The 25,804-nt window shown below is 42.2% G+C and carries 22 protein-coding genes; 14 read left to right on the top strand and 8 right to left on the bottom strand.

All coding sequences use genetic code 11. The features are described 5' to 3' along the window. Positions 1-80: 80 nt before the first annotated feature. From BFP97_RS18190 to BFP97_RS18225, 7 genes are all read left to right on the top strand, one after another. Positions 81-1,211 (top strand): aspartate aminotransferase family protein, encoded by a 1,131-nt coding sequence (locus BFP97_RS18190; protein ID WP_069843788.1) that lies wholly within the window; start codon positions 81-83, stop codon positions 1,209-1,211. 101 nt (positions 1,212-1,312) lie between these two features. Next, complete coding sequence (locus tag BFP97_RS18195; RefSeq protein WP_069844385.1) at positions 1,313-2,254, top strand: N-acetylornithine carbamoyltransferase; 942 nt, start codon at positions 1,313-1,315, stop codon at positions 2,252-2,254. Between the two features lie 119 nt (positions 2,255-2,373). Then, positions 2,374-3,150 carry an acetylglutamate kinase gene (gene argB / locus BFP97_RS18200; RefSeq protein ID WP_069843789.1) on the top strand — a complete coding sequence of 259 codons (777 nt, stop codon included), beginning with the start codon at positions 2,374-2,376 and terminating at the stop codon, positions 3,148-3,150. Positions 3,151-3,347: 197 nt separating this feature from the next. Next, positions 3,348-4,412, top strand: a complete 1,065-nt coding sequence (locus BFP97_RS18210; RefSeq protein ID WP_069843791.1) for a M20 family metallo-hydrolase — start codon at positions 3,348-3,350, stop codon at positions 4,410-4,412. Positions 4,413-4,510: 98 nt separating this feature from the next. Continuing rightward, on the top strand, positions 4,511-5,842 hold the full coding sequence (gene argH / locus BFP97_RS18215; RefSeq protein ID WP_069844386.1) for an argininosuccinate lyase: 1,332 nt from the start codon (positions 4,511-4,513) through the stop codon (positions 5,840-5,842). A gap of 67 nt (positions 5,843-5,909) precedes the next feature. Beyond that, on the top strand, positions 5,910-6,833 hold the full coding sequence (locus BFP97_RS18220) for a hypothetical protein (protein WP_069843792.1): 924 nt from the start codon (positions 5,910-5,912) through the stop codon (positions 6,831-6,833). A 78-nt stretch (positions 6,834-6,911) separates the two neighbouring features. After that, on the top strand, positions 6,912-7,832 hold the full coding sequence (locus tag BFP97_RS18225; protein ID WP_069843793.1) for a hypothetical protein: 921 nt from the start codon (positions 6,912-6,914) through the stop codon (positions 7,830-7,832). Here the strand turns inward: BFP97_RS18225 and BFP97_RS18230 are convergent. From BFP97_RS18230 to polX, 4 genes are all read right to left on the bottom strand, one after another. Next, positions 7,829-9,076 carry a hypothetical protein gene (locus tag BFP97_RS18230; RefSeq protein ID WP_139135366.1) on the bottom strand — a complete coding sequence of 416 codons (1,248 nt, stop codon included), beginning with the start codon at positions 9,074-9,076 and terminating at the stop codon, positions 7,829-7,831. The genes BFP97_RS18225 and BFP97_RS18230 overlap by 4 nt on opposite strands. Before the next feature lie 84 nt (positions 9,077-9,160). After that, the gene (locus BFP97_RS18235) at positions 9,161-9,430 is read right to left on the bottom strand and encodes a hypothetical protein (RefSeq protein ID WP_069843795.1); all 270 of its coding nucleotides are present in this window, start codon (positions 9,428-9,430) and stop codon (positions 9,161-9,163) included. Next, positions 9,427-10,440, bottom strand: coding sequence for a glycosyltransferase family 9 protein (locus BFP97_RS18240; protein ID WP_069843796.1), 1,014 nt, complete (start codon positions 10,438-10,440; stop codon positions 9,427-9,429). The genes BFP97_RS18235 and BFP97_RS18240 overlap by 4 nt, the downstream gene beginning before the upstream one ends. Continuing rightward, on the bottom strand, positions 10,433-12,145 hold the full coding sequence (polX, locus tag BFP97_RS18245; RefSeq protein WP_069843797.1) for a DNA polymerase/3'-5' exonuclease PolX: 1,713 nt from the start codon (positions 12,143-12,145) through the stop codon (positions 10,433-10,435). Before polX ends, BFP97_RS18240 begins: the two co-directional genes overlap by 8 nt. A 95-nt stretch (positions 12,146-12,240) precedes the next feature. On the opposite strand from polX, the gene BFP97_RS18250 reads away from it, so the two are divergent. From BFP97_RS18250 to BFP97_RS18280, 7 genes are all read left to right on the top strand, one after another. Further along, positions 12,241-12,648: an EVE domain-containing protein gene (locus BFP97_RS18250; RefSeq protein ID WP_069843798.1), complete on the top strand. Its 408-nt coding sequence runs from the start codon at positions 12,241-12,243 to the stop codon at positions 12,646-12,648. Positions 12,649-12,683: 35 nt separating this feature from the next. After that, entirely contained in the window at positions 12,684-14,219 is a 1,536-nt protein-coding gene (locus tag BFP97_RS18255) for a hypothetical protein (protein WP_069843799.1), read from the top strand. 161 nt (positions 14,220-14,380) lie between these two features. Then, a complete protein-coding gene (locus tag BFP97_RS18260; protein ID WP_139135367.1) occupies positions 14,381-15,967 on the top strand; it encodes a hypothetical protein in 1,587 nt (528 codons plus the stop codon). A 59-nt stretch (positions 15,968-16,026) separates the two neighbouring features. After that, on the top strand, positions 16,027-16,575 hold the full coding sequence (pyrR, locus tag BFP97_RS18265) for a bifunctional pyr operon transcriptional regulator/uracil phosphoribosyltransferase PyrR (RefSeq protein WP_069843801.1): 549 nt from the start codon (positions 16,027-16,029) through the stop codon (positions 16,573-16,575). Further along, positions 16,576-17,502: an aspartate carbamoyltransferase catalytic subunit gene (locus tag BFP97_RS18270; RefSeq protein ID WP_069843802.1), complete on the top strand. Its 927-nt coding sequence runs from the start codon at positions 16,576-16,578 to the stop codon at positions 17,500-17,502. A 6-nt stretch (positions 17,503-17,508) separates the two neighbouring features. Continuing rightward, complete coding sequence (locus tag BFP97_RS18275) at positions 17,509-18,483, top strand: alpha/beta hydrolase (protein ID WP_069843803.1); 975 nt, start codon at positions 17,509-17,511, stop codon at positions 18,481-18,483. 96 nt (positions 18,484-18,579) lie between these two features. Further along, a complete protein-coding gene (locus BFP97_RS18280) occupies positions 18,580-19,956 on the top strand; it encodes a pyridoxal-phosphate dependent enzyme (RefSeq protein ID WP_069843804.1) in 1,377 nt (458 codons plus the stop codon). A gap of 4 nt (positions 19,957-19,960) precedes the next feature. Here the strand turns inward: BFP97_RS18280 and BFP97_RS18285 are convergent, their stop codons facing one another. The 4 genes from BFP97_RS18285 to BFP97_RS18300 form a co-directional block, all read right to left on the bottom strand. Further along, complete coding sequence (locus BFP97_RS18285) at positions 19,961-22,741, bottom strand: T9SS type A sorting domain-containing protein (protein ID WP_069843805.1); 2,781 nt, start codon at positions 22,739-22,741, stop codon at positions 19,961-19,963. Positions 22,742-22,820: 79 nt separating this feature from the next. Continuing rightward, complete coding sequence (locus tag BFP97_RS18290; RefSeq protein WP_069843806.1) at positions 22,821-23,603, bottom strand: hypothetical protein; 783 nt, start codon at positions 23,601-23,603, stop codon at positions 22,821-22,823. Between the two features lie 79 nt (positions 23,604-23,682). Next, positions 23,683-24,831 (bottom strand): hypothetical protein, encoded by a 1,149-nt coding sequence (locus tag BFP97_RS18295; protein ID WP_139135368.1) that lies wholly within the window; start codon positions 24,829-24,831, stop codon positions 23,683-23,685. 54 nt (positions 24,832-24,885) lie between these two features. After that, positions 24,886-25,626 (bottom strand): lysophospholipid acyltransferase family protein, encoded by a 741-nt coding sequence (locus tag BFP97_RS18300; protein WP_083262652.1) that lies wholly within the window; start codon positions 25,624-25,626, stop codon positions 24,886-24,888. Positions 25,627-25,804 lie beyond the last annotated feature (178 nt).

A 25,804-nucleotide genomic window follows, 5' to 3' on the forward strand; every position in this document is an offset into this window, starting at 1 on the left:
ATTCCGGACTTGATCCGGAATCTATGGCTTAGGATATGAATAATGAGTAGAAGTGAAGTGAAAGTAGAAAAGAATTAGACATGGAATTATTCGATGTATACCCCCTTTATCCAATAGAGCCAGTCAAGGCGCTGGGCTCTAAGTTGTGGGACAAAAATGGCACAGAATATCTCGATCTATATGGTGGGCATGCAGTCATTTCAATTGGCCATAGCCACCCGAAGTATATGGAGAGACTAAGTCATCAACTAGGGCAGATTGGGTTCTATTCAAATGCTGTTGAGAACTCATTGCAAACGGAGCTAGCGCTCAAAATGGGACAGATTTCTGGTTACTATGACTATTCACTTTTTCTATGCAGTACAGGTGCAGAGGCCAACGAAAACGCCTTGAAGCTCGCCTCCTTTCACACAGGACGAAAGAAAATTATTGCAGTAGAAAATGCCTTTCATGGCAGAACCTCTGGTGCGGTGGCGGCTACGCATAATCCCAGGATTATTGCCCCTTTCAATGCCGATCATCAGGTCGAATTTGTGCCGCTGAATGATTTAGACGGCTTGGAACTAGCCTTTGATGATGACGTAGCGGGCTTTATAATAGAGGGCATTCAGGGAGTGGCAGGACTTTATACTCCATCTGAGGATTTTCTGAAGAAGGCGCAGGAGTTGTGCGAAGAACATGAGGCTGTCTTTATCCTTGACGAAGTACAGTCCGGAGCAGGGAGAACAGGGAAATTCTTTGCCCACCAACATATGGATATAAGACCGGACATTATCACCTTGGCTAAGGGCATGGGTAATGGGTTTCCCGTGGCAAGCGTGTTCATTGCACCCAATTTTGAGCCTTGGCATGGAATGTTGGGTACGACCTTTGGCGGGAATCATTTGGCTTGCGCAGCTGCTTTGACGGTTCTAGAAGTGATTTCAGAAGAGAAGTTGATTCAAAACGCAAAGGACTTGGGCGAATATGCCTTGGCACGCCTAAGTGATGTTCCGCAAGTGAGAGAAGTCAGAGGTAAAGGTTTAATGATTGGTGCTGAGTTTGATTTTCCAATCGCTCAGTTAAGAAAGAGCCTACTCTTCGATCACAAGATATTCACAGGGTCAGCGGCAAATAAGAATACCTTGAGGTTATTGCCTTCATTGGCGGTGACCCAGGAAGAATTAGACCAGTTTTTTGAAGCACTTGAGATAGAATTAAAGAAATACTGACCACCTCGCCCGTTGGGCACTCCTCCTAAAAGGAGGAGACTGGTTTGGTTGCTCCCCTATTTAAGGGGAGCTGTCCGAAGGACTGAGGGGTAATGATAATTATGAAACACTTTACATCGATATCAGACGTCAACGATTTAGACGCACTATTGAATAAGGCCATTGCTTTCAAAAAGAACGCATTTCAACCGAAAATAGCTTCTGGTAAAAAGGTTGGCCTGATCTTTTTGAACCCCAGCCTAAGAACGCGCTTGAGCTCACAAATTGCTGCACAGAACTTGGGCGCTGAGGCCATTGTCCTTGACATCGGGAAAGATGGCTGGGCCCTTGAGTTTGAGGACGGTATTGCAATGAATGGTGATAAAGCCGAGCATATCCGAGAAGCTGCCGGTGTGATGGGAAGATACTTTGATGTGTTGGGCATTCGGACCTTTCCAGAATTGAAAGATCGAGATGCCGATTATACGGAGAAACTCCTAAATGCTTTTTTGGATCACTCCGGTATTCCAATAGTCAGCCTTGAAAGTGCTACACGTCACCCGTTGCAGAGTTTGGCTGATTTGATGACCATCAAGGAAAACTGGCCTGAAACACGAAAGCCAAAAGTTGTATTGACTTGGGCACCTCATATCAAAGCTTTACCACAGGCAGTAGCGAACTCTTTTACCGAATGGATGATCGCGGCAGATATGGACTTGACTATCACGAATCCTATTGGTTATGATTTAGCATCGGAGTTTAGAAAAGATGTGCCGGTTGTTCACGATCAAAAAGCCGCCTTGGAAGGTGCTGACTTTGTGTATGTCAAGAACTGGTCGTCCTATGATCATTATGGGCAGGTACTGTCTCAAGATGAGACGTGGTCTATTGGTAATCAACACTTGGAAGTGACCAATGATGCTAAGGTAATGCACTGTCTTCCAGTAAGACGGGGCTTAGTCATTCAGGATGAGGCATTGGATGGACCGAACGCTATCCATTTAGACCAGGCAGAAAATAGAGTGTATGCTGCTCAGGCGGTTTTTAATGAATTGCTAAAATGAAACTATAAATAGAACATCATTACGAGGAAGGTTGAAAGCCTAACGAAGTAATCTCCTTATTGATTGGAGATTGCTTCGTTAATTCGCTTCGCTCATTCCTCGCAATGACGGAATAAAGAATGAAAAAACTAAGTGTCATAAAAATTGGAGGTAAGGTCATTGATGACCAAGCGCTGCTTGACCAATTTCTTCAAGACTTTGCCGAGCTTAAAGGGTCAAAAATCCTTGTTCACGGAGGTGGTAAAATCGCATCTGACTTTGGAACCCGGTTAGGAATTGAACCTAAAATGAATGAGGGTAGAAGAATAACGGATGCTGAAACACTCGAGCTGGTAACCATGGTCTATGGCGGTTTGGTTAACAAAAAGATTGTAAGTTACCTACAGGCTTTGGGCGAAGATGCCATTGGGTTATCAGGGGCGGATGCAAACGTCCTAAAAGCTACAAAACGACCAGTGAAGACTATCGATTACGGCTTCGCAGGTGACATTACTAGTGATGGGGTCAATAAGAACAGGGTATCTCAGTTTTTGGAAAGCGGATTGACACCAGTGATTTGTGCCTTGACGCATGATGGAAAAGGAAGCCTGTTGAACACCAATGCGGATACCTTAGCGAGTGTAATTTCTGGAGCACTTTCGTCAGACTATGAAGTTAGGCTGATTTACTGTTTTGAACAGAAAGGCGTTTTGAGTGACTTCGAAAATCAAACGGTCATTGAGGCCATTGATATGATAGCATATGACTCCCTAAAGGCAAACGGTGTGATCAGTGATGGAATGATCCCTAAACTGGACAATGCCTTTGCCGCGCTTAATGCCGGGGTGAAAAATGTGAGGATTCTTCAATTCTCCGATTTGAATCAAGCAGAAGCCGGAACACTGATCGGGACATGAAGGATGTAAGTAGAAATATTAGATTTCAAAAGTGCCATTTCTGGCACACTGTGCCATCTTCCCCCAAGGGGGAAGAAACGAGATGGGGGCCTTTATCTTCTGTCATGGGGACTTCAAACAGTCAGATTGCCACGTCTCAATTCCTTGCTGTCGCAGGAGTTGATCCTCGCAATGACGTTAACTACTAACTTTCTGCTATGAATTTGACAGATCAAGCCATATCATTACTAAAACAGCTGATTGAGACCCCATCCTTGAGTAAGGAAGAGGCTGACACTGCCGATTTAATTCAGTCATTTTTTAAGAACATTGGTGTACAGACCGAACGATTAGGAAATAATGTTTGGGCCAAGAATCTGCACTTTGTGGAGACTAAACCCACGGTACTGCTTAACTCGCATCATGATACCGTTAAGCCAAATGCTGGTTACTCTAAGGATCCATTTCAGGCGATTGAAGAAGACGGAAAGCTCTATGGATTGGGGAGTAATGATGCTGGAGGCTGTTTGGTCTCATTGATAGCGACATTCCTTCATTTTTATGATCAGAAAGATCTCAACTATAACCTCATACTGGCTGCGACAGCGGAAGAAGAGGTTTCCGGTAAGGGAGGCGTTGAAGCACTACTTCCTCATTTACCAACAATTGATTTCGGTATTGTAGGAGAGCCTACTTTGCTGGACATGGCCATTGCGGAAAAGGGGTTGATGGTTTTGGATTGTGTTGCGAAGGGACAGTCAGGTCATGCGGCAAGAAATGAAGGCGTAAATGCCATTTATAGAGCCATGCAGGATATTGAGTGGTTTAATACCTATGAATTTCCTAATCAATCCGAAACACTCGGCCCTGTAAAAATGAGTGTAACGATGATTGATGCCGGAAGTCAACATAACGTAGTGCCTGATGAATGTCGATTTGTAGTCGATGTCAGAACTACTGATGCTTATTCCAATCAGGAAACATTGGATATCATTAAAGAAAATGTTGAAGCGCTAGTGACGCCACGATCCACCAGATTGAATCCATCCGGTATTGATATCAACCATCCGATCGTGAAAGCCGGCATAGCTCTGGGTAGAAAAACCTATGGATCGCCTACGCTTTCTGATCAAGCATTAATGCCTTTTCCGACTTTGAAAATGGGACCTGGAGATTCGGCCAGATCACATACAGCAGATGAGTATATCCACATCAGTGAAATTGAGGAGGGGATAGGATTGTATATAAAACTATTAAACAACGTCCTTACGAGGAAAGAGTGAAACGAATGACGTAGTAATCCCCAAAATGAACATGGAGATTGCTTCGATTTTAGCCGATTTGCATCGACACAATACTCGCAATGACGAAAAGAAACAAAATGAAACTCTGGGAAAAAGAAACAAAAGTATCGGACATAGTAGAACGCTATACAGTAGGCCGTGACTTAGAATTCGATATTCAACTGGCACCTTACGATGTGTTGGGTTCACTGGCACATACGGAGATGTTGGCGAGTATTGACTTGCTCACTACTGATGAGAAAACCGCGATTCATCGCGAGCTGAAAGCCATCTTTAAAACCATAGAATCCGGAGATTTTGAAATACAGTCTGGTGTGGAAGATATCCATTCACAAGTAGAGTTATTGTTGACCGAACGCTTGGGTGATGTCGGTAAGAAGATTCATTCGGGCCGATCGCGAAATGATCAGGTTTTGGTAGACTTGAAACTCTTCATGCGCCAAGAGATCAAGGAAATTACGGATGGAGTTGCGGTGCTTTTTGACCGACTCACTTCCCTAAGTGATCAATACAAAAACGTGCTAATGCCAGGCTATACGCATATGCAAGTGGCAATGCCTTCGTCCTTTGGACTATGGTTTGGTGCCTATGCCGAAAGTCTGGTGGATGATCTGCATATGATGCATGCGGCCTATAAAATTGTCAACAAGAATCCATTGGGTTCGGGCGCTGGGTTTGGATCATCATTCCCTTTGAACCGGAAAATGACTACTGATCTGCTTGGTTTTGAGGACCTGAATTATAATGTGGTCTATGCGATGATGGGTAGAGGCAAGGCCGAAAAATCGATGGCGATGGGCATGTCCGGTATTGCAGCCACCCTTGGCAAGTTTGCTATGGATGTTTGCCTTTATATGGGGCAGGACTTTGGCTTCGTGTCATTTCCCGATGAACTCACCACGGGTTCAAGCATTATGCCTCACAAAAAGAATCCAGATGTTTTTGAGCTGATGCGTGGTAAATGTAATCGCATTCAAGCATTACCAAATGATATCGCGATGATCACGGCCAACCTACCTGTAGGTTATCACCGTGAAATGCAGCTGATTAAGGAGGTGCTTTTTCCTGCCATTCAAGATTTGAAGGATTGCCTTTTTATGTGTGATTTCATGTTGCAAAAAGTAGAGATCAATCAAGACCTAATTGAGAAGGAGAAATACCAATATCTTTTCAGCGTAGAAGAAACCAACAAACTTGTATTGAGTGGAGTACCTTTTAGAGATGCATACAAACAGGTTGGCTTAGCTATTGAAGCAGGAGACTTCAGCCCTGAACGAACAGTGAATCATAGCCACGAAGGAAGTATTGGTAATCTGTCGCTAGAAAAAGTTAAGTCGCAGATGACCGAATTAATGGTAGGATTTAGTTTTGATCAATGGCAACGTAGTTTAGAACAGCTAGCTCAATAATTTTACATCCAGAAAATTGTATTTGAGATCATATAAGGTTAATTTCAAATACACATAGTATTTCTGAATGATTGGCAACGTTAGATTAATCAATTCTAAAAAGGCATGTCTGATTCTGGGCATTCTTTGTTGCTCCTTCTGCGGCCTGTTAGCACAAAATCTTGAAGACATAAAGGTGATTCGCGAGTCTGAAAAAGACGGTGAGTTTGTCTTTTATGCAGTGAATAGTATTGCTAATGATATCCATATGGTGTTGACCTTTGAGGAGGATATGAGCCGCTGGAAGTGTGATCAACCATTGCCATTTCAAAAGACTATCAAGGCCGGTAAAGTCAGACTGTTCAAACTTAAAGGCAAGGCAGATTCCACCTATAATTTCAAGTACAAAACCCATTTCTTTGAAGGCTTTGGAAACCCTGAGGTCAATAGAGTGGAGTATACCGTGCCTGGAGAGGAAGGGCAAGAGGTAAAGTTCAAGGGTGTCACTAACCTCAATGAAGAGGAGTCTGATGAAACCCAGTTGGATGCTTATTATGGTGTTGGCTTTTTCGTGACCTATATCCGTTCACTACGAAGCGGTTATGTGACGTCAATTAAACCATCTGCCGGAGATCCAAACGAGAGTTTTATAAAGATTACACACAAGGATGGTACTGTTGGCACTTATAAAGGCATTATGCGGGGTACTATGAAGACCAGCAAGGGGCAATACATTGAAGCTGGTGCCAGATTGGGAGTAGCAGGTTTGGTGGAAAACGGAAAGACTTATTTCGACTTTTCTGTCTCCTATATGCAGGTGAATGTCGACCCCGAAAAGGATCAGGAAAGCTGGATTACTTACAAGTACATCAAGCCGCTTTTCAGAACAGCCAAAAAGAAGAAGTCTCAGTTAAAGGAGGGCGAGATGTATATCGCGACATATCCTGATGATATCTACACCCAGGAAATGACTAAGGCTGAAAAGAAGAGATTTGTCCGTAGTCGAGAATGATTAGGAGTCAAATCTGACTCAATTAATCCTTTTGCTTGAAAAAGATTAAGTTTATTGATTATTAATAAACTCACATTTATGCCTAGAAGGTCAAAACCTAAAATTCTCTTCTCGATAATCATAATACTCTGTGGTTTATGGCGTCCGGTTTTCGGTCAGGTAAGAGGTGATGTAGTTGTCAATCATGAACCTACCAAGGATGGTGAATACGTCTTTTATGCGTTCAATTCTATTGCAAAAGACACCCATATAGTGGTGGTATTTAATACGGGTCTGAATCAATGGAGGCCTGATGCCCCTTTGCCCTTTCAAAAGACAATATCCACTGGAAAGATCAGGCTTTTTAAGGTGACTCCTGTAGGAACCAGTCAGCCACGTTTCGATTATCGATACTATTTCTACAATGGTGTCGGTAATCCAGAGATTAGTGACGTAGAATACGCCATTCCTGGAGCTGAAGATGAGACAGTTCTTGTAAGAGGAATAACAGAACCGACCAGCAAACCTGACGAAGAGGGAGGTTATAGGGATTATTATGGTGTTGGCTTCTATACAAATGATATTCGGTCTACTAGAGATGGACAGGTTAGAACCATTAGAGTAGTTCAAGGTGATCCACAAAAGAGTTTTATTCAAGTACGGCATAGAGATGGTACTGTGGGGAATTATTATGGTGCAGTCAACGGAACTTTGACTGTTAATGAAGATCAGGTTGTCAAGGCAGGTGATATAATGGCTAAAGCCGGAATTAAGTCGAGGGATGGGACCCTCTACTTTAACTTTTCTGTAAGTTATATGAAGGTAGTAGTCGATAAAGACATTGACTCTCGGGAATGGTCAAGCACGCGGTATCTCATCCCATTATTTAGAACTGTCAATAAAGAAAGGGTCCGTTTAAAGCGGAATGTTGGTTATACCGCATCATACCCAGACGAATTGATCACTCAAGAAATGTCCAAAAGAGAAAAGAAGAGATATTTAAAGAGTAAGAAAAACTAATGAGATTTTTCAGGCCTGTAAGTTTCAATTAGGCCCTTTGGGTATTCAAACTGGTTATTTAATCTTTGGAAAAAGCGTCTTTTGATGACTAGCTTTTTTTTCGATAGTGAAAGAACTTCAATATGGCCGCGTAGAATACCATCTTCATCTTCACCTGTTTTACTCTCAAATTTGATGGAGCTGAGATTAAAAAGCCCTTGCCAGTTTCCTGAACTAATGAGTTGGCTGTCCCGGAGTATAGTGTAACTACTGTCTTGCTTAAAGTCAAAGACCAACCTCTTTTCGGTGATATCGCTTTGCAATACTACACGGGAACTGTCGTGCAAATAGTTTGGAGGGGTATACTCTATGAAATCTCCACCAATCGTCCCTAAGTCAATTAGGTCTCTTTTCCTAATTCGTCTAATTTTTTCAGGTTTTGCATTCTCCAATTTCCACTTTACTGCGGTAAGATTAGACAGATTACGTGCTTTGATCCTTTCGGAGTTTTTCCTAAGACTGGCGGTAAACCGGATCTTTCTTCCCTCTTTCCATAGGTAACCCTTTAAAGTGTTTCTGTTGTAGGTTTCTATGAAAAGAAGAGAAGATGAAATGACTGATACATCACTTATTCCAACAGCCTCAAATCTTAATATGGTATTGGAGTTGCTTTGGCTAATATTCCATAGGTGAGGGTAATCATCAAGTTCTAGAAAACTTGGTAAATATGCGTCATTTGAATATTTGATAAATTGAGACCGTATTAGTGAGGAGTCTTGTATACCTTTCCTAAAGTCTACCGGTATTTCATCCCTTCTTCCTTGATGTTTAATTCTAAACTCCCAAGTTTTTCCGATTAACGCTGTCCTGAGTTTTTCCAAATCAATAATCTCTATGGGAGCATGGAGAGGTGTATAAGTCACAATATTGAAAGAGTCATAAAGAATGCGTAGGTGACCAACTGATTTTTCTAGAATCAATACTTTGAATGACTCTTTGTTCCCTAACTCAATTTCTAAACCATCATCACTCGGTCTATACGAGAAGCGTCTATTAAAATTTGTTCCTCCATATCCTATTTGTCCAGATGTATCATTCTTAAATGTCAATAAGGAGAGCATTAGTTTAGATTCCCATGATAGGGACTCCATTGTATAGTCCTCAACGTTTATAGGCAACCAAGTATTGATAAGGTCATTTTGCTTCTGAGCTAATGCCTGAAAAGACAAAAACATAAATAGGACCGCAAAACAAGTAAAGCGCATACTTTATTAACGCATCGACCGATTAGGAGAAGTTTTTTCTGAACTAGAGGAATAATGGTTAGATGATCGGCTTAAATCTTTGCCTCAAAACAACTCAATCCCAAAAACCAGAAAGGCATAAACAGCCGTGATAAAAGTCAGTCGCTGACTTTGTTTCTTTTCTTTTTCAGGAATACCCATTGCTCTGATAACCTTCACATTAAAGGACAAGGAGAAGAGCACAAAGCCCAAGGAGAGTCCAAAGGCCAATTCTGGGTTATTGAAACTTATCCAACCCTGACTGTCACTTAGTTCTGTGAATAGGGATAATAACAGGAGTACTATGGATAAGGCTTGTAATCGCTTGTTGCTCATGGTAGCCAAAAGTCAAAGATAATATCCTTCATACACTTGAAGTGACCTTTTGGACACTTATCATATCCAATTTTTGAACATGGTCGGCAACTCAGTTTTTTGTTCTCCAGCAGTGTGAACTTAGTTTGATAAGGGTACATACCAAACTCAGGAATCGTATTACCCCAAATGGAAAACACATTCTTTTTCATGGCTGCTGCGATATGCATCATGCCTGTATCATGAGTAAAGACGTAAGAAGCCTTCTTGAGAATGGAAGCTGACTGATTGATACTGAACTTGCCACAACCATTGTAGATTTCGGCTTTCTTGCCTAGGGCATCTAATGATTCTTTCTGGGCTTCTGATTCTTCACCGCGCTCAAAAAATGCTTCAATTTTAGCGCCATTTTCAGCGTCTTCTTTTCCTCCTAAAATGACAATAGGTTTGTTGATTTTATCGCATAACTCAATCATTCTTTCCAAAGGAAGTTTCTTGGTCTCATGTTGCCCTCCAATGGCAAATGCGACAAAATCTTTTTGATGCGTTTTGGGAAGCCAATTATCCTCAATTTGATCCTTCTCCGGGATGAAATAGTCGAGGCCCAAGGCATCTTTTTTAACACCTAGTGGCTTTGCAGCTTCCAAATACCGATCCACTATGTGCACGTTGGGTAGCTTATTTACCTTCAGGTTGACGACTAACCACTTCTCCCAATTCAACTTTGGAAAGGCGGCAGATGGCTTTTTCAGTCTATTCTTGAGTAGACGCGTTCGTAAATTATTATGAAGGTCGACTACAAAATCAAATTGTTCCTCTTTTAGGGCTTTGGCCAGCGCATTCAGATCATTATCAAAAAAATGAAACTTGTCAATGTATGGATTGGCCTCCAAAATACTATGGTACTGTTTCTTGGTACAGTAGTGTACCTCGACATCCTCAAGCTGTGTTTTAATCACGCGAATAACAGGCGTGGTCAAAACAATATCTCCGATAGAAGAAAAACGGATGATCAGTACTTTTTTAGGCATTCGCTTTGGCTTGATCCCTTTTCTTTTTGAATTGTGTTGAAATTTCCTCCATTGAAAGCGCATTGTAGGTCATCTCTTTCGTGAGTCCTCCTTTGCGACCAGCCAGAAGGCCAAATCTCATATGATGGTAGCCATTCATTTGGTGAGCATCAGGATTAATGGAGAGCATAACTCCTTTTTCAATCGCATAGTTTACCCAACGCCAATCTAAATCTAACCTCCAGGGGTTGGCGTTAATTTCAATCACAACATTGTGCTTGGCGCAATGATCAATTACAGCTTTATGATCAATGGGATATCCTTCGCGCCTTAGCAACAGTCTTCCCGTAGGATGACCCAGAATTGTCGTAAAGGGATTTTCGATAGCGGTTAGTAGTCGTTGAGTGGCCTTCTGTTTATTCATTTTCAAAACAGAGTGTACAGAGGCCACGATAAAATCAAAACTTGCCAAAACGTCATTGTCATAGTCAAGCTGACCATCATAAAGAATATCTGATTCTATGCCTTTAAAGATTTTGAAAGGAGCCAGCTTTTCGTTCAAGCGATCTATCTCGTCATGCTGATCTTTTACTCGGTTTTCCTCCAGACCATTCGCATAGAAAGCGGACTTACTATGGTCACAGATACCAAGATACTCATAGCCCAGCTCCTTGCAGTAAGTAGCCATTTGCTCTAAAGTATGTTTGCCATCACTATAGGTCGAATGGTTATGTAGTATGCCTTTAAGGTCATCCATTTCCACCAGCTTTGGCAGACTACGATTCTTGGCTGCCTGAATTTCGAAAGTACCTTCCCGAAGTTCTGGTTCTATATAGTCCATGCCAGCGGCCAAATACAGTTCTTGCTCCGAAGCAAACGACCGTTCATTGGCGAGCATTCTTAAGGTATTTTTCTCTAAAACAGGAACTGACAAATGTTGGGTACTTCCAGTTCTGAGAAAAAGGTCTTTTATGTAAGTGTCAGGCAAGGTGAAAGTAAACTCACAAGGAATCAAGTGCTCTCTAAAAGTACCCCTCCATGTTTTAGGGCCACTATTGGCAACGTCTTGAGTAAACACTTCTAGCCCGGAGATACCCTCTTCGAGTTGGTCAAAATCATCTCCAGCAACTAGAATTTCAATTTTGTCGATGACCTCGAGCTTTCTGCGCAAACCACCCGTGGTACTTGCTTCTTTGACTAGCGTAATTGCAGATAGCACTTCAAGAATTTCTGTAGATAGTACTTCTGCTTCGGCATAATGCAGCTTATTGGCATTTGCCTCTTTGAATTCCAAGGCTTCAATAATAGTGAGCTGAGTTTTTTCACCAAAACCTTTGAGTTTGGCCACCAAACCGGAGTTAGCAGCTTCCTTGAGTTCATGGCCACTCTCTATACCTAGTTCTTTCCAGAGTACCTTGATCTTTTTTGGACCAATGCCCTTGATATCTAGAAGCTCAACGATCCCCTCAGGTGTGCTTTCAAGGTATTGCTGCATGGCTTCAGAGATGCCATTGGTTGCTATTTCGAAGATGGTGGCTGCTATACCTTTGCCAACACCGTCTAATTGCTCCAGTTCTTTCAGGTCTAAAGCCATGAGATCAACATCGCTTTTGTCCAAATTGAATACCGCATTCTGATAGCCACGAATTTTAAAGCTGTTTTCATCATGCAGCTCCATAAGTGCAGCCTGCAGTTTCAGTTGTTTAAGTATTGTTGCGCTGTCCAAGTCTTGATGATTTGTAATGAGATGTGAATTTGATGGCTTTTTTTACCCTGTTGCTTTTCTTAAATTCAGGAAATCAAAGTTAAAAATAAGTCTTTATGAACTACTGGCTAATTAAATCTGAACCAAATACTTATTCGTGGGATGATTTGGTGAAACTGGGTAAAGATCACTGGGATGGTGTACGGAATTACCAAGCCAGAAATAATATAAAAGCCATGAAACCGGGTGACCTAGCACTTTTCTATCATAGTGTGAATGAAAAAAGTGTGGTGGGCATTGCTGAGTGTGTGAGTGAGCACTATCCCGACCCAACGACTGATGATGATCGCTGGGTGGTAGTAGACTTTGTTCCTAAAGAGAAGCTTAAAAAACCCGTAACTCTGGATCAGATTAAGTCGACACCTAGTCTGGAGAACATGGTTCTGGTAAAGAACTCTCGATTGTCGGTTCAACCTGTAAAGAGAGAAGAATTTGATACTGTATTAGCCCTTTCTGAATCGTGATAAGAAAAGCCTCCATCGTTTGTTTACTAATTACAATGTTTGTCCCGGCCTTTGGCCAAATAGAACATCTGAATCGATATGAGTTAGAGAATACTTGGGACAATTTGGATTACTTAGTCATTTCAAACGAAGATAATGGAGTGATGCTGGTGAGGCCTATGAATCCTGGGTCAAGCCGAAATGGTCGCGTGGATTTCAGTTTCTTAAATACTGAATTGGAATCTGAGTGGGACGGTTTTTTCGAGGTAAAGAAGGGGGAATTTATGAGAGGCTATCACTACCACGGTGGGGTGAACTATCTCCTTTTTCAGATGAGATCTGATAATCGCTTTGTCAAAATCGTGGCCTTAGATGCTAAGGGAAAGGGCATCAAAGTCTTCGAACCTAAGCAAATTGTGGATTTGGAGATTTCGGAGTTCGAGGCGATTAAAGGCTCAGCTGTGGTTGGGGGTTACATAGAAGGCCGCCCCGCTGTATTTGTCTATGATATGGAAGCAGATGAGGTCAGAACCCTCCCTAATGTCTACCAGAACAATTCAGATTTATTAGAGGTAAGGATCAACAGTGATAGCGTGACCTTTAATGTATTAGCCTCCCAACTCGATGACAAGAAAGACAGAACGGTCCTTGTCAACACCTATGATTATGAAGGAAATGTGGTGAGAGGCTATGAACTACAAACGGACACTGAACATCAGCTAGTATCGGCTATTTCATCTTCCATTATTGATAAGGAACAGGTCGTGGTAGGGCTTTATAGCGTCAAAGCTGGAACGTATCCAAGCGGCTTTTTCATTAATCATGTAGATCGTACCGGAAGGCAAACGATGAACTATATGAACTTTGGTGAGTTTGAAACTTTTTTAGACCATACAGGCAAAAGGCGAGCACCCAAAATGAAGGAGCGTGCCTTGGCAGCCAAAAAGAATCGGAGAGATTGGAGATATAAGACCGATGCGCTGTTTAGGGAAATGATTGAGACAGACGATGCACTGATTGTCGCGGGAGAGTTTTATAAACCATGGACGGTCACCACCTCAAACAATTGGAGGAGTTTGAATAGATTTGGTAATCCAGCCTTCTTTAATGACCCAACCTTCAATCCTTATTCCAATAATGCACCTTTTGACAGGAACTTTGGTGTACGTTCTGATTTTACATTTACCCATGCTTTCGCATTGGTTATAGATCAAAAGGGAAACGTTAAATGGGATGCCAGCTTTGATATTGACGAGCATCCTGAAGCTACCCTTGAAGATTTTGGTGCTTTTCAGTGGAGTGGGGATGAGGCTTTCTATGCGTTCTATCATGATGAAGAACTGGTGGTCAAACATCTCAATGACAAAGAGAACAAAGAAGGCAGTGCCGAGCCTCTGGCGCTAATGGAAGAAGGTGAAGAGATTAGGCTTGAGCGAGATGATTTTCGTGGTATCACCCGATGGTTTGATAATAGATATTTGGTTTTTGGGGTACAAACAATAAAATCTTCTGGCCGCGGATCATCCAGTAGAAAGGTCTTCTTTATTAATTCTGTAGCCGTCAGTCCTGCCGAAAAGGCGGGTAAACTCTAGCTAGTACCTAAAACAGAATTATCACTCACCGCTTAATTTTCGTCTAATTTTTTCTGAACAGAATGCTATCTGATAGTGTTCCTTTTTTAGTATGAATCGTTCTGAAAAAGTACATTCAGTTCAGTTGATAATCACGTTAAACGCGCTTTATGATGATCCTAATGAGAAGAGCAATACTGGGCTGTCTATTCATCTTTCTAACTAATATTCTGACTGCGCAGATCAATCAAGTCCATCGATACGAGTCTGATCATCGTTTGAATAATTTAAGATATGATGTCATTTCTAATCAGGAAAATGGCGTCATGGTCATTAAGCCTATCGAAGGGAAGGTTGGTAAAAGTGATAGAATCGAATTTACTCACCTTGATAACAGTCTAAAGGAAAGTTGGTCTGGTTATTTTGAGATACCTCAAGGGCAGCAGCTTGTGGGAGAATATTATGATCAGAATATTACCTACTTACTTTTTTATGCACCTGCAGACAATAGTCTGTTGAATATTGTGGCACTAGACAATGACAAAGAGGAAATTATCAATTACCAAACCGATCGCATCGGTAACCTAGAGATAGTCGAATTCAAAACGCTGAAATCTTCAGCAATAATAGCAGGCTATGTGGATGGTTTACCTGCAGTTTTTGCTTTTGACCTTCCAGCAAACACGGTACGAACACTTCCTAATTTGTACAATAAGAATTCCGAGTTGCTAGAAGTAAGAATTAACAATGACGGTTTAACTCTAAATGTTCTTGTAAGCGAGGTTGGTGATGATAATACTAGTACAGTAGTTGTAAACACATATGATTATCAGGGACAGCCTGTGAGAAGGTATACACTTGAAACACTCCCTTCCTTTCAGTTAAGGTCTGCAGTCTCTTCATCTATTGTTGACAAGTCTCAAGTGGTCGTTGGATTATACAGCCTCGGAAACGATCCCTACCCCACGGGTATATATGTAAACCATGTTGACAAGCTTGGTAAGCAAACCATGACGTATAGAAATTTTGGAGAGTTTGAATCCTTCTTTGATCACCTTGGGGAAAGGCGAGGCAAAAAGATTAAATCCAGAGCATTGCTGGCAAAAAAGAATGATAAGAATTGGTCATATAAGACGGAAGGACTTATTGAGAACTTATGCGAGTCGGATGATAAGATAGTCTTCAATGCTTCCTTTTTTACTCCATGGACTATTCCCTTCGAAGATGTCATGTTGCCAGGTGCCCGAAATAGAAGGGTTGGTAGTTTTGAAGATCCTTTTATCAGCCCCTACACGACAAGCCGCCAGCCGATAATAGCAGTAAACAACCCTAATGTAATTGTTAGGCCTCCCAATTTTGAAGTAACCCATGCTTTTAGTTTGGCACTTGATCAAGAAGGAAAACTACTTTCGGACAATAGCTATACCGTTGGCCAAAACCCCGAAAACAATTTAAACAGCTTTGGTGCATTTCAAGCCGGAACAGACGGCATGCACTATGCCTATTATTTCAAAAAAGATGTGATGGTTCGAACGCTTGATAATCTTACCGAAAAGAGTGGCGAGAAGAGTCCTCTCAAATTACTTGAGGAGGGTGAAAAGGTTAAGAATGATATCGACCAGTATAGAGGCATTGTCAGTTGGTATGACAACAAGTTCTTGGTATATGGTGTGCAGCAGGTGAAATCCGCCACTAAACCAGCAATGGTACGCACCGTTTTTTTCATTAATTCTATAGCCGCTGGTACTGAGGGTACTGACGATAACTAGCATTTATTGATCACCTGCATTTCTCCGACCATTTCCTTTTCTTATATTTGTTTCCTGAAATGCAAAAAAGGCTATTACTAGGTCATCCACAATTGGCCATCACCATCGGCCGCCTCTGTCAGCAACTGATAGAAAACCATCAAAATTTTAGTAACACCGTTCTTTTAGGTCTCCAGCCGAGAGGTATTTTTCTGGCTAGGAAGATCAGAGAACAACTTTCAGCCTTTATCGATGCCGAAGTGCCTTTGGGTTACTTAGATGCGACTTTCTTCAGAGACGATTTTCGAAGAAGAGACAGCCCTGTTAGGGCTAACGAGACCAAAATCGACTTCCTGATAGAAGGAAAGAAAGTGATCTTGGTTGATGATGTCTTTTACACTGGACGATCCGTTCGAGCGGCATTGGATGCCATGAATGCCTTTGGCAGACCCGAGAAAGTAGAGCTTTTATCCCTTGTTGTTCGAAAGTATGCCAAGCATGTACCCATATTTCCAGATTATGTGGGCAAAGAGGTGAATACACTTGACAGTCAAAAGGTATTGGTAGAATGGAAGGGAGAAAATGAGGCGCAAGAAGATACTGTGTGGTTAATTAACAAAGAGGCATAAATGGAGCAACTGAGTACGAAACACCTTCTCGGAATAAAGAGCCTCACCCCAGAAGATATTGATTTAATTTTCCGGACAGCGGATGAGTTTAAGGACGTGATTAACCGTCCGATTAAGAAGGTGCCGTCCTTAAGAGATATCACCATTGCAAATGTCTTCTTTGAGAACTCTACAAGGACCAAACTTAGCTTTGAACTAGCAGAAAAGAGATTATCGGCAGATGTCATCAATTTTTCTAGTAGCAGTAGCTCGGTGAAAAAGGGAGAGACATTGCTGGACACAGTCAACAATATCCTGTCCATGAAAGTGGATATGATCGTGATGAGGCATGCGAGTCCTGGCGCCCCGCACTTTCTATCAAAACACATTGATGCTAATATTGTCAATGCAGGAGATGGTACACATGAGCACCCAACCCAGGCCCTCCTTGACACTTATTCTATCAGGGAAAGGCTAGGAGATGTTGCCGGCAAGAAAGTTGCCATCATTGGGGATATACTACACTCAAGAGTAGCATTGAGCAATATCTTTGCTCTGCAAAAACTCGGTGCCGAAGTCATGGTCTGTGGACCAAATACACTACTTCCCAAGTTTATCGGCTCTCTTGGCGTTAAGGTAGAATTGGATGTAAGAAAGGCACTAGAATGGTGTGATGTGGCCAATGTGCTTCGAATCCAACTAGAGCGACAGCACATCAAATACTTTCCTTCGCTACGCGAATATTCTTTGTACTACGGAATTAACAAAGCACTGCTGGATTCACTAGATAAAGAAATTGTGGTGATGCATCCTGGCCCAATCAATAGGGGAGTTGAGCTGAGCAGTGATGTGGCAGATGCAGATAATGCAATAATTCTCGATCAGGTTGAAAATGGTGTAGCGGTTAGAATGGCCGTTTTGTACCTTTTGGCCTCCGTTTCTAAATAATTGATCATGAAGAAGTTTCTTAAAGTTCTGGCAGTCATCATAGTACTGTTGGTATTGGCATTCTATTTTTTAGTAGTTCCTAAGACGGTTAGTATGATCACTGACTATGATAGGTATACCTTCGATTTTGTCTTGAGTGATACCGCCATGGTAGCTGATTATGCCATCGGTACTAATCGCAATCCAGCTGATTATGGCTTTCCTGACTATGACGAACTGGATTATCAGACCTTAACAGATGGTCTAAAGCTGAATGGTTGGTATATCCCATCCTCATCTCCTGAGGTTTCAAAAACGCTAATGATTAATCATGGCAGAACCTCTAACAGGCTGAAGACACTCAAATATTTGGAGTTGGTGAAAGACAAAGGCCTCGACTCGCTCTACAATATATTTATCCCTGATCTTAGGAACTCAGGAAAATCTGATGAGGCAAAAACCGCTTTAGGCTATGAGTTTGCCGAAGATATCACGGCATCGATGAAGATGCTAAAGGATCGCTATGCACAAGAAGAATTCGTGCTTTGGGGCTTCTCTATGGGTGCCATGGCCAGCGCAACAGCGGTAAATAGACCTGATTTAGTGGAGTATCAGCAAAAAGAAGGACTCAAAGTTGATAAACTCATTCTAGCGAGCCCATTAAGTAATATCCGAGAAACAACCCGGCTGGCAGGGGCGGACATGGGTATTCCAGATTTCATTTTTAATCAGTCATGGAAGAAATTCGACAAAGTGGTTGATGGATGGAGTGATAATATGAAGTTCTCTTACTTACTATCCAATACTAAGTTGCCAGCTCTTGTACTATACAGCGATGGAGATGCTATGACACCATCGACAGTCTTAGAAGCCGAGATCGAAGGACTTTACAATGTCTATCCCGTCTTGTTCAAAGATGCTGATCATGTCCAGCTATATACACGTCCAGAGTATAAGGATCGCTATGCCGATAAGGTGAGTGACTTCCTTAGAATGGACTAGGGCTGGCTTGTTCTAAATAACGTTTGTTTACTCATTTGTCTTTTCGCAATCGATTGAGAAAGCTTAGCTTTGTAAAAACTATAGAGAAAAAGGAAAATGCATTATTATAATTCAATCATCGAAACTATCGGAGATACCCCATTAGTGAAGTTAAATTCAGTCAATAAGGGTATTCCAGGAACGATTTTGGTTAAGGTGGAATACTTCAACCCGGGTAATTCTATGAAAGATAGAATGGCCCTTAAGATGATTGAAGATGCCGAAAAAAGAGGCGATCTAAAGCCAGGTGGAACCATCATTGAAGGAACTTCAGGAAACACCGGAATGGGCTTGGCATTAGGTGCTATCGCTAAAGGGTATAAGTGCATTTTTACGCTGGCTGACAAACAGTCACAAGAGAAGATTGACATCTTGAAGGCCGTGGGAGCGGAAGTGATTGTGTGTCCGACAAATGTTGAACCGGAAGACCCAAGGTCTTACTACTCGGTGGCCTCGAAACTGAACAAGGATATCGAGAATTCATACTATCCGAACCAGTATGACAACACCTCAAATGCCCAGGCTCACTACGAGACTACTGGTCCTGAAATATGGAGAGATACTGAGGGTAAGATTACACACTGGGCTGCCGGTGTAGGAACAGGTGGTTCTATGTGCGGAACCTCAAAGTACCTGAAAGAGCAAAATGCGGATATCGTTTCTGTTGGTATTGATACTTACGGTTCTGTATTCAAAAAGTATAAAGAGACAGGTGTATTTGATGAAAAAGAGATTTATCCATACTTGACCGAAGGTATTGGTGAAGATATTCTTCCTAAGAATGTTGATTTTGACGTGATCGATCACTTCGTGAAAGTGACTGATAAGGATGGTGCAATCATGACCAGAAGACTTGCTCGTGAAGAGGGCATGTTCTGCGGCTGGTCCTGTGGCTCAGCAGTTGCTGGAGCTTTGGATTGGGCAAAAGAGAATTTATCAGATGACGATGTAATGGTCATTATTCTGCCAGATCACGGAACCCGATACTTGGGGAAAATCTACAATGATGATTGGATGCAAGCTAGAGGCTTTGTGGAAGAAAGAGAGTTTGAAACAGCTGCTGATATATTAGCACACCAGAATGGGAATGGAAACTTGACCACCATTGCTCAAACTGCAACTGTTGCCGATGCTATCCGGGTGATGACTTCTAATAGTATCTCCCAGTTACCTGTTGTTGATGGCGATAACTTTGTAGGAAGCCTTATAGATTCAAAGCTCCTAGCTCAGATGATCGGTGACGAAACATTGCAGAGCAAACCAGTTTCTGAGGTGATGGACAAACCTTTTCAGTTTGTGCCGCTTGACAACACGTTAGATGTGTTGTCTTCAGTAATCACTAAAGACAATCCAGCGGTGATGGTAAGAGATGAGAACAGAGCACCTCATATCATCACCCAACATGATATCCTGAAAGCGATGACCAGCAACTAGCTGGTTATTGCACCATGATTCTTTTAGTGACAGACTGATAACCATCAGACCAAACCTTTAACAAGTATATTCCTCTTGGAAGTTCTGAAACATCGACTTGAAATGTCGATTCAGAATGGCGTTTAGTTAAGAACTGTTTTCCCTCCAGATTGGTAAGGCTTACATTCGCTTGTCCCGGCCAGTTGGCATTCATTCGGATATTCAATGTGTTGGTTGTAGGGTTAGGGAAGGCTTCGACTCCTATGGTCGGAAGCTCTGGGGTGGAGGTAACAAAGTCTTCCACGTTCAGTCGGCTTTCAAAGATGCCTCGCCCGTGAGTGGCGGCAACCATCCACCCATCACTTCGCCTGATTTTAAGCATGTCTACCCTAAGGTTCTCAATGCCTACCTGCTCTTGCTCCCAAGTCAGGTTACCTCCTTCCGTTCTGTCGAGAAACCAGATGCCTAGCTCAGTTGCCAAATAGATTTGACGTTGGTCTAAGGGATTGAAAACACCCCAACGGATAGGCATATCGGGCAGGTTGCCTTCTATAGACTCCCAGGAAGCACCACCATCATTTGTATACCAAACAGAGTTGACGTTATAATTTGAAAAGGTGACCATCAACTCGTCTTCGTCTCGACCCACATCAATACTGGAAATATTGGAGGTTGGGAAATCAGGACCGGTGATTTCTTGGGTTGAGGGAGTTCCTTGGGCGTTCCTAACCTTATAGACCCTTCCCGATTGTGTACCAAAAAACAAGTTTGTTTGGCCCACTTGAGCGTAAGGCGAAATCTTGATATTAGAAATCGGTGAGTTGATTTCCATGCCTATATTTATCGCTTGCTCCTGAATCGTTTGATTGCTGAGCCTCGCCCTTAGAATAGGCTGTGTACTGTTATTATTGTTGTTGATGATGTCAATGCCCACCCGATTGGTGTATAAGGTATTGGTTTTCCAGTCATAGTCGGCCGGATTGATAAATAGTCCACTATTGCGATTGGCAATGTTCGAAGCGTTTTGAGGGACACTTCTATCCCAAACCACTCTAAAACCATTATACTGAGAAGAATACATGAGAAGGTTTGGCTCGTCCTGATCAATAAAACAATAAGCGCCATCTCCTCCAGAGCCTGGAAAAAAGGCAAGGTTTGAGTTCTCTAAGCGGATGGTGCTGTTATCCTGAGTACCCGCTATTAGATATTGATCATTCGCGATTCCTGAAATGGCCAAAGTGTAATATTGAATCGTGTTAAAATCTCTATTCATCTCGATGAATCCACGATCACTATTTTGAATGTTTTTCGAATAAAAAACACCGCCATCGGTAGAGATGAACATTGTATCGGGTTTCAATGGATCATACATAATGGTATGATTATCGGCATGCACAAACTGACTTGTGCCGAAAGCATTCCATCGGCTAATGTTGGTCCAAGTCCTTAAAGGAATTGAATTGGCATTTTCCATAATGAACCCATTAAGGGCCCCAATGATAATAGTGTTCGGGTTCAGCGGATTGATGGCTAAGTCTGCAGCGTGCCATGTAATGTTTGACCAAGTATCTCCTTGATCATCCGGCAATTCTAATTGTGACCAAGTATCGCCTTGATCAAATGATTGGAATAACACGGAGTTGGGTCCACTATCCCTAATCCACCCTGTCGAAGACTGTGTCAGCCCCCCACTAATAATGGCATAAACTCTATTGGGGTCCGAAGGGGCTGATTTAACAATTACTCGACCAGGGTAGTAGCCAGTTTCGGGGTTAAATTGAGTATTTGCTACTTCATCATAAACAGTCCAATCAGTTCCATTATCTGAGGTGAGAATAACTCCAGCACCTTCAAGGTCACTATTTCTCATTGTACCCACAAAGAGTCGTCCAATGGCATCTAACTCAATGTCAGAGGGAGCATACGGGTTATCTGTATTTGGAATATTGGGAAGCACCTGAGACCAGCTGGCCCCATCATCGGTAGAGCGAAATAGACCATCAGAAGGGTTTGACAGGAATGTTTGGCCCTTATAAAGTCCTGACACGACAGCTGTATAGATAACACTATTGTCTCCTTCAGTCTTGATCACGATATCGTTGATATACTGAAAACCGGACGTGGAGGTAAGTTGCGTCCATGTTTCCCCATGATCTTCAGACTTCCAAATGCCATTTCCAACGGAAGATGATTCACGGTAAATGTTTACCGCGGTGTAAGATTCGCCAGTGCCGACATACATGATATCACTGTTGTCAGGATCAAAGGCAATTGCACTGATACTTGCATTTTCTGGTAAGCCTTCCACTGGCTCCCATGATGAGGCAAGATCTCCGGCATTCTGGTTAACCCACAACCCACCAGTCACCGAGCCTGCCCATAACTTCGTAGGGCCAGTGCTTGTACGATCAGGGTCAATTGTGATGGGCCTGACCCGTCCTGCCAAGTTTGATGGTGTATTGGTCCATGTAAGGTCATTTTGTGTTTCCGCCTGACTGAATCTTCTGTTGCCAGAGTTGTCTTTTAGAATATCACTTTGCCTTCGAGCTTTTTCCAAGCCATCCAACGGAACTCTCCGCAATATGGGATCTAGTGTTTGCAAGTGATTGAGAAAGTAAGCGTGATCTGGCTGGTCGGGTCTTTCACCTTCTTCCACATCGTTGGTTTGTCCGGCAAAGGACCTGTATTCCTCTTTTAAGAATTCTTCATAAGCGAGGCGTTCATCGATTGACTTGGGCTTCAATGCGAGAAAAGCGCCTGTCAGAATTACGCAAAGAAATAGTATGTTTTTGAAACTAGGCTTCATAAGGTTGATGAAAAATTGAGATCTAGAAATCCGATGACCTAATAACGGAAAATGAGTTCAAAGGCACATTAAAAATCGATCATATGGCTGACTTAAGCTGAGTGCTTTTGACCTTCTGTACTATAGCTAATATAGAAATGGCAATAGCAACACCTATTGCCATTCCGGCTACTTGTGCGGTGAGGCCCCATTGCTTGTGCGCTATGGCGACAAAGGCCCAAACCCCTACCAAGGCAAAAGTAATCATGCCTCGCTTGGAGAGCACAAAGAGGTAGACAACCCCACCTACAATGATCATTAGAGAAGCCCAATTTGTCTCATTCATAAGAAAAGCCCAATTGATCTTTGCCAAGTAGGCGGAAACATTTGCAATGGTTGCCACAGTAATCCATCCGGTATAGAGAGAAATGGGCCACCAAACCCAACGTTTAATAACATTAGGGCTACGATCACCACTTCGTATTCCTAGTTTGAACACCGCAGTCAATAGGCTCAACAGTATAGCGATCATAATCAGTACACTTAGGCCTGTTCTTTCGGTAAGCCAGGCCCAGATCCATAATGCATTTCCAATGTTAGCAAAGACGAGGAATGGGCCAAGATCATCGAAAAAGGTAGCATAGGTACCTTTAAATGCGGCCTTAATCTGAAATATGGCATTGCTGATTAATGCGATATATATCAATCCCCAGATTGAAAAGGCATAGCTCGATGGGGTAAAAAGATTGTCATACTCCCTGCTTAAAGAACCAACCGAATTTTCGTTGATGCCTTGAGCATTGGCATAATAATTCCAATACATGACTATGGCGAGGACCACTGCATTTAGTATGGCCCAGAATCGATGCGAGGACTTAGTCATAATTATCTTATATGACTATAACTCGAAAGCGGGGTGAAATGATTAAAAAAATAAGCCCCCGATTTTTCGAGGGCCTATTTTAGATTTTTGTGTTTCGATAAAACTGCCGTATGTTCCCTTCTACCTGACCGTAAACCCGATCGATAAAACTGATAAACAGTGTTTGAGGACCGGGAGGTGGTAACTCTCTTTGCTTGGCCCTTTTTATTTCATCATCCGTCAAGGCACGCTCATCTCCGTTAAAAGATGCCCATTCATGTCTCCAGACATCTTCACTTGTGATTTTTCGGTTGGTTAATACCTTACCAGTGTAAGCATCTCTAATTTCAAAATTGAGGACTCCGGCAGAAAACAGGGTCTTTTCATTTGAAGTATACTCAGCTTTCACACTACCATAAACATCATGTTCAACACCGCTATTATCAGTGTACTGGCCTACGACCACACTGTCTCTCTTTAACTCTACAGTTTTTGAAACGATTTTGGCTTGGCCCAAAACAAAGTCGTCAAAAGCCATGGACAAAATATGATCAGGCTGAACGTCTCTTTGCTGAGACTGGTCAATAGTAAAGAACTCCACGAAGCGATCTCGACTATATCGATCCAGATATTCGAACATCTTATTTTCGAAATACTCATTTGTCAATTCAAGATTTCTCGAATGAATTGGGATAGGCTCTATCAAAACACGAACGGTTGCCACTTGGCGCGCCTGAGTTAATAGCGAATCAATATCTCCAATGTTATTGGAATATCGAAGTGCCATCTCAAAATGACTGTAAGCTTGTCGCCCTGTTTCAATGGTATTGATAGCCAATGCATCCTTACCTAGTTCTAACTGTACCTCAGCGGCATTTTGGCCTGCTTCTTCTTGCTGAAGGATGTATTCTTTTGGAGAAACCAAAGACATACAGGAAGGGCATCGCTGAATATCCCTGTAATAGCGATTCAGTTTAGCATACTCATTATAAATACCTTCCCATTTAAAAGTATCACCGCCTTTTTTGAATTGCTGTACACGTCTTAGATGGAATGCTGAGGCTACACTATAGCCATCGATTAATACATCTTGTGCTTTTTTATTATTTGGGTTGGCCTGAAGGCGCTTAACTGCGCGGTCCAAAGCCGTTTCATAGTCACCCTTGTCAAATGCATTTTTGCCAGTTGCACAGGCGGCAACGGAAAGTGCTATGAACCCAAGTAAGATAGTTTTGTAAAAAGTGTTCATAAGCTTCAATGTTTGGTTTGGCATATGTTCTTGAAAAAATGATGCCAAACAAAATTAATGGCTTCCGTTGAGCTCCACTATCTTTTCTTTCATCATTTTGAAAACACGATCGGTTAAGTCAGGAATATCATCTTCAGTAAGGCCAGTAACAGGAACCTCGGGTAATACATAGGAGTGCACAACTCCAGGTTTTAACAGAAGGCTACCTCTTTTCATAAGCTTAGCGGCATTATGAATCACGACTGGTATAACAGATATCTGTGACTCTATGGCCAGCCTAAACGGTCCGTGTCTAAAAGGCAGTAAGAGCTCATCGGTGTTGTTTCTGGTTCCCTCGGGAGCGATCAGCACTGAAGTACCCCCATTCAAAATTTCTTTAAGCTTTCGGCTTCCCTCTCGTCTACTTTCGGGACTAGATCGGTCTACCCACACGGCCCAGCGACTGGTTACCCATCCGAAAACAGGGATTTTTGATAATTCTTTTTTCCCCAGGCCTACAAGGCTCGAAGGAATGGCTATCGGGATAGCGCAGGCGTCTAAAAATGAAGTGTGATTGATGACAAAAATGTAAGACTTTTTGGTGTCAATGGATTTCTTATTGTGACCAACAAACCATATGCCTGTGGTAATGCCAAACATGTAGACCCAGCATCGGATAAAAAAGAAGGTAATGGCATCAAGTTTGCGTGAAATAAGCAATGGGATCACCATCAGTGGAGTGAAGATGATCATTGGAATCACGAACATGATTCCACACCACCCAGTGTAGATATATTGGACCAGATTTTTCAGCACAAATTTTTCAAGAAGATTTATCGAAAATAGTTTTTTTAAGTGAATCCACTATTTAGATTTGATCGGAAATTAATGAAAACCGTTGGTGTTGACTCATCCTAGGCATCAGCGTTAAAAAGGATGAACCTAACTCTTTACTTGCAGTCCCAGTGTATCTGATATATTGGGACTTTTTTTA

It is taken from the genome of Roseivirga sp. 4D4, from assembly GCF_001747095.1.
In the GTDB taxonomy this organism is placed as follows: domain Bacteria; phylum Bacteroidota; class Bacteroidia; order Cytophagales; family Cyclobacteriaceae; genus Roseivirga.

Coding starts and splice junctions, on each gene's coding strand:
- pyrR (WP_069843801.1), top strand. CDS start 16,027: ATGCAAAAAAGGCTATTACTAGGTCATCCACAATTGGCCATCACCATC.
- BFP97_RS18225 (WP_069843793.1), top strand. CDS start 6,912: ATGCCTAGAAGGTCAAAACCTAAAATTCTCTTCTCGATAATCATAATA.
- BFP97_RS18255 (WP_069843799.1), top strand. CDS start 12,684: ATGTTTGTCCCGGCCTTTGGCCAAATAGAACATCTGAATCGATATGAG.
- argB (WP_069843789.1), top strand. CDS start 2,374: ATGAAAAAACTAAGTGTCATAAAAATTGGAGGTAAGGTCATTGATGAC.
- BFP97_RS18190 (WP_069843788.1), top strand. CDS start 81: ATGGAATTATTCGATGTATACCCCCTTTATCCAATAGAGCCAGTCAAG.
- BFP97_RS18285 (WP_069843805.1), bottom strand. CDS start 22,741: ATGAAGCCTAGTTTCAAAAACATACTATTTCTTTGCGTAATTCTGACA.
- BFP97_RS18290 (WP_069843806.1), bottom strand. CDS start 23,603: ATGACTAAGTCCTCGCATCGATTCTGGGCCATACTAAATGCAGTGGTC.
- BFP97_RS18275 (WP_069843803.1), top strand. CDS start 17,509: ATGAAGAAGTTTCTTAAAGTTCTGGCAGTCATCATAGTACTGTTGGTA.
- BFP97_RS18220 (WP_069843792.1), top strand. CDS start 5,910: ATGATTGGCAACGTTAGATTAATCAATTCTAAAAAGGCATGTCTGATT.
- BFP97_RS18250 (WP_069843798.1), top strand. CDS start 12,241: ATGAACTACTGGCTAATTAAATCTGAACCAAATACTTATTCGTGGGAT.
- BFP97_RS18270 (WP_069843802.1), top strand. CDS start 16,576: ATGGAGCAACTGAGTACGAAACACCTTCTCGGAATAAAGAGCCTCACC.
- BFP97_RS18210 (WP_069843791.1), top strand. CDS start 3,348: ATGAATTTGACAGATCAAGCCATATCATTACTAAAACAGCTGATTGAG.
- BFP97_RS18240 (WP_069843796.1), bottom strand. CDS start 10,440: ATGCCTAAAAAAGTACTGATCATCCGTTTTTCTTCTATCGGAGATATT.
- BFP97_RS18235 (WP_069843795.1), bottom strand. CDS start 9,430: ATGAGCAACAAGCGATTACAAGCCTTATCCATAGTACTCCTGTTATTA.
- argH (WP_069844386.1), top strand. CDS start 4,511: ATGAAACTCTGGGAAAAAGAAACAAAAGTATCGGACATAGTAGAACGC.
- BFP97_RS18195 (WP_069844385.1), top strand. CDS start 1,313: ATGAAACACTTTACATCGATATCAGACGTCAACGATTTAGACGCACTA.
- BFP97_RS18230 (WP_139135366.1), bottom strand. CDS start 9,076: ATGCGCTTTACTTGTTTTGCGGTCCTATTTATGTTTTTGTCTTTTCAG.
- BFP97_RS18295 (WP_139135368.1), bottom strand. CDS start 24,831: ATGAACACTTTTTACAAAACTATCTTACTTGGGTTCATAGCACTTTCC.
- BFP97_RS18280 (WP_069843804.1), top strand. CDS start 18,580: ATGCATTATTATAATTCAATCATCGAAACTATCGGAGATACCCCATTA.
- BFP97_RS18260 (WP_139135367.1), top strand. CDS start 14,381: ATGAGAAGAGCAATACTGGGCTGTCTATTCATCTTTCTAACTAATATT.